General features: G+C 47.0%; 2 protein-coding genes and 1 pseudogene. 2 read left to right on the top strand and 1 reads right to left on the bottom strand.

What is annotated here, in order from left to right:
- Together CKL79_RS22115 and CKL79_RS22120 are read left to right on the top strand one after the other, a co-directional pair.
- Positions 1 to 486 (top strand): transposase (locus CKL79_RS22115; RefSeq protein WP_141242116.1); only part of this gene is annotated, 486 nt, incomplete at its 5' end.
- A 95-nt stretch (positions 487 to 581) separates the two neighbouring features.
- Positions 582 to 1,442 (top strand): alpha/beta hydrolase, encoded by an 861-nt coding sequence (locus CKL79_RS22120; RefSeq protein WP_121971674.1) that lies wholly within the window; start codon positions 582 to 584, stop codon positions 1,440 to 1,442.
- Positions 1,443 to 1,891: 449 nt separating this feature from the next.
- Here CKL79_RS22120 and CKL79_RS22125 read toward each other — a convergent pair.
- Positions 1,892 to 2,709, bottom strand: a pseudogene (locus CKL79_RS22125) (hypothetical protein); the annotation flags it as partial.

Raw genomic sequence — 2,709 nt, forward strand, 5'->3', positions numbered from 1 at the left:
TGTTTTACCTTCTGCTGCCGAATTCCCCGCTTTGGCAAGCTGCGTTTAGTGATTAGCTTTGAAACTGCACAGCTCACCGGGACTTACGCTGTGCTGCTGACCAATCGCGCTGACTGGTCAGCCAAACAGGTGCTCGCCAAATATTTACAAAGATGGCCGATAGAAACCTTTTATCGAGATGGAAAGCAATATCTCGGGCTTGATGAGTATCGGATGCGAACCTTTGAATCCATTCAAACCCATTGGACGTTGGTGTTCGTGGCTTACTCAATCTTGCACTTGGCTTGCTTGCCACCCCCGACAAAGGCTCCGGGCAAGCGCCCTACCCAGCTCACACAATCCATCGGGCAGGTCTGTCGCCAGCAATCGCAAGCGCTGATAGAAAAGCTAATCCTCTTTGCTCATGACTGTCTTGAACAGGGTGAATCGGCGTCGCAGGTGTTTGCCAAATTGTTTGACAAGCAGAATAAGGGGGTGCCTGCATGACTCGCTAGATAACGCCTCAATTATTTTTCTACCGTCAGAGCACAACACTCAAGTAATGAGATGTCAGACTCAGTTTGAGATTAAAGAACGCTGCCATGGAAAGTACGAATCTTCTCACCCTACCCGACAATCGACGGTTAGCTTATGCAGAGTACGGCGACCCCAACGGGCATCCCGTTTTCTATTTTCATGGTGGCGGAACCTCTCGTTTAGAGCCATTGTTGTTAGGCGATGAAGTATTTACCCGATTAGGCTTACGACTGATTGCGCCAGATCGTCCGGGAATAGGACAGTCAGACTTCCAACCAAATCGCGGATTTTCTAATTGGACGAAGGATGTCACATTTCTTGCCGATGCCTTGGGGTTAGACAAATTTTCAGTGTTGGGTGTTTCGTCGGGAGGCGGCTATACCGCTGCCTGTGCTGCAAAGATTCCTAATCGATTACATTCAGCCGTGATCGTTTCAGGAGCATGGGAATTTACAACTGCGGATTTACTCAGATACAACCGTTGGAGTTTGATTTTAATTAAGTATTTTCCCTGGCTGTATCAAGCCTCAATGAAATTGACACAGCGATCGCTTAATGATCCTCCAGACAAACTATTAGAAACTTTAAAGAAAAGACTTCCGGCAGCAGATTACGCGGTATTAAAATCGCCAGGTCGAATAAAGAAAAGCTGTGAGGCTTTGAACGAGGGACTTCGTTCAGGAACACAAGGAACCGTCTGGGATCTTCAGCTTTACTTCAAAAAATGGGACTTTAGTTTAGATGAAATTCGGATACCGCTGACATTGTTCTATGGTGAAGAGGATAGGAATGTTCCGCTTGATCTGGTAAAGCAAATTGCTGCAACTCTCCCGACGACTAAGCTGGTGATGTATCCAAATGAAGGACATATCTCAGTGGTGGTGAATCAGATTGAAGCGATCGCCAAAGTGCTCGTGGGTGAATGAAAGACCCCGTCCAGGTTTGTGTTGACTCAGCAAGCAGGCTCAGTAGATCAAAAACGTAGCCAGAGAGTTTACAGGACAAAGATTTCATCTGATGCTTCTAAATTCTGAAAGCCTTATTAGATCAGCTTTTAAAGCTATGGCTTCAAAGTGGCGCGATCGCGATCCCATAATCACCATAGAAATTTAATTGGCTGAAACCCTCAGAATCTCGTGGCTTTTTGATCTACTGAGGCTAACAACGCCCGTGAACCCGTCCGTTTAAAGGTTATTAGTTGAGTTCGAGAGTCCATTTGCGGCGGGTTACGGGCAACGTTAGACTGCTAAAGTCTGGGTCGGAAGTGGCTCAAATCTTAATATCTGTACAATTTCAAAGCCTGTAGATCAGCCAACTCTTAAGAAATAAAAAGCTTAACCCTGTATCTAGACAGTCCTAAGTTTCTGTTGAAGAATTATGCGGCCAAAGGTATCTGTTGTTGGGGTTCAGGGGGCTGAATTTTGGCAGCGAGTAATTTAGCCAGAAGTAGATTGGGCCTACGTTTTGATAAAACCACCGGTTGTAGATGCTGAAGCGCCATTCGAACAATTTGCTCGCTGGGCAACCCATGTTTTGGCAGCGTCCGAAACCATTGCGGAAAATGTACCCAAACCACGTTAGGCAGTTCTAAAGCGAGTACTTGCAATAGCCCCAAGGCAATAGCATTGAGATTGACGAAGCGCTCAAATGCTTCAACTTTAATGGCAACCTTTGCCTGGAAATCGGCATCGAAGTCAGCCAAGATAAGATTCTTGGGCCAGCCAGAGGCTCTGGTCATAGAGCGCAACCAGAAGCGATAGTCAAAGCCCCCAAGCAACTGAACTAATGAGCGAAAGCTGACCTCAATTTTGAACCGCCAGCCATAGGCTTCAATCACTTGCGCTCCGGTGAGTGTGGTGTCACTAGAGAGCAAAATAATCTGTTTGCCATTGGGCAGTTGCGTGAGCACGAACAACACTAATTCATCAGGACTGTCCCAATAGAATTTAAAGCACTGATAGTACACGGTTTGACGTTGACCATAGAGCCAAACGGCTGCTTGAGAGCAGGCATCCATCGGGGCAAATAGCTCTCTGAGTTTTATGTCAGAACCCCAGACTCTGGGCCGACCGGGTCCACGAATATCCGAATTGGCTGAAAAGTCGGCATGCGCCACGGTGGAAATCGCCGCTCGGCTGATCAAATGTAAACCCTGCGCTCGAAACGGTCTCAACACCTTCGCCGAAGCATAGT

It is taken from the genome of Leptolyngbya sp. BC1307 (assembly GCF_002286735.1).
Classification (GTDB): Bacteria; Cyanobacteriota; Cyanobacteriia; order Phormidesmidales; family Phormidesmidaceae; genus Phormidesmis.

Coding starts and splice junctions, on each gene's coding strand:
- CKL79_RS22120 (WP_121971674.1), top strand. CDS start 582: ATGGAAAGTACGAATCTTCTCACCCTACCCGACAATCGACGGTTAGCT.